The following is a 1,242-nucleotide window of genomic DNA, read 5'->3' on the forward strand; positions in this document are numbered from 1 at the left end:
GCTTCGCCGTCTGCACGCCGGGCCCGAGCACGGTCTCGGGGGCGACGCCGACACCGTGCTCGGACCCGCCGTGCAGACGGCGAAGCGTGCCATCGCGCGCGGCGACATAGGCCGTCCGCTGTTCGCGCAGACCACGTTCCAGTGGTCGGGGCCGGAGATCTTCCACCCGAATCCCGCGTTCCTGTACGCCAAGGGAGCGGGCCCCCTGCTCGACATGGGTCCCTACTACGTGTCGGCCCTCGTGCACGTCTTCGGTCCGGTCGCCTCGGTGGCCGCACTCGGGCTGCAGGGCGCGCCCACCCGTCGCGTGCAGGTCGGCGAGCTGGCCGGTCAGGAGTTCCCGGTCGAGATCCCCTCGACGCTGAGCGTGCTGATGGACTTCGAGCAGGGCGGCCAGGCGCAGAGCGTCTACAGCACCGATTCGCCCGTCATCCGGCAGGGGATCGTCGAGATCACCGGTACCGAGGGCACCATCGTGATCCCGGACCCGAACACATTCGGCGGCGCGATCTCGATCACCCGACCGCTCACGCACCTGTTCATCCCGCCGGAGCCGATCGAGCAGGAGGTCATCGACGTCGAGCAGGAGGGCGTGCTCTCCGGTCGCGGCGTGGGACTGCTCGACATGGCGCGCGCGATCGCCGCCGGCCGTCCGCACGTGGCCACGGGAGAGTTCGGCTGCCACGTGCTCGACACGCTGCTGTCGATCGAGGAGGCCGCGGAATCGCGCCGCTTCGTCGAGGTCGAGAGCACGCTCGATCAGGTCGGCTCCATCGCCGGTGACTTCGACCCGTTCGAGGCCACCCTCTGATAGGCCCTCGTGGCGGCGGAGGCGCGGATCGACGCGCCTTCGCCGCCACGGCGTTGATCAGGCGGCGGCTTCGCGCAAGCGGACCAGCCGCTCGTGCCCTGTCTCCTCGAGCTCGGCGATGTCGTCGCGCGACTTCAGGAAGTCGGAGAACGAGCGGTAGCCCAGGGCCTTCTCGCTGAACGAGGGGTCCATGCGGCGCATGTGCGTCTTGACGGCGGAGCTGTGCAGCCACTCGTCGGCGTCGGCCTTGTCGTGACCGAGGCGCAGCGCGCGCTCCAGCAGCTGCGTCGCCACCTCCTGGTCATCGACCTTGTCCTCGACCCGGGGCTCTTCCACCTTGGGCGCGGGCTTGGAGCGCGTGCGCTTGGAAGCGGTCTTCGGTTTCGATGCAGTCCCCGCAGCGGTTTCGGCGACGGCGTCGGCGACCGGGG

General features: G+C 70.1%; 2 protein-coding genes. One reads left to right on the plus strand and one right to left on the minus strand.

Annotation, left to right across the window (positions count from 1 at the left end; genetic code table 11):
- Positions 1–811: Gfo/Idh/MocA family protein (locus KZA10_RS15600; protein WP_218683342.1), on the plus strand; the 811-nt coding region annotated here is incomplete at its 5' end.
- A 57-nt stretch (positions 812–868) separates the two neighbouring features.
- On the opposite strand, the gene KZA10_RS18350 is transcribed toward KZA10_RS15600, so the two are convergent.
- A partial coding sequence (locus KZA10_RS18350; RefSeq protein WP_256934956.1) for an OST-HTH/LOTUS domain-containing protein occupies positions 869–1,242 on the minus strand: 374 nt, incomplete at its 5' end.

It is taken from the genome of Microbacterium sp. BF1 (assembly GCF_019279095.1).
GTDB classification, from domain to species: Bacteria; Actinomycetota; Actinomycetes; order Actinomycetales; family Microbacteriaceae; genus Microbacterium; species Microbacterium maritypicum.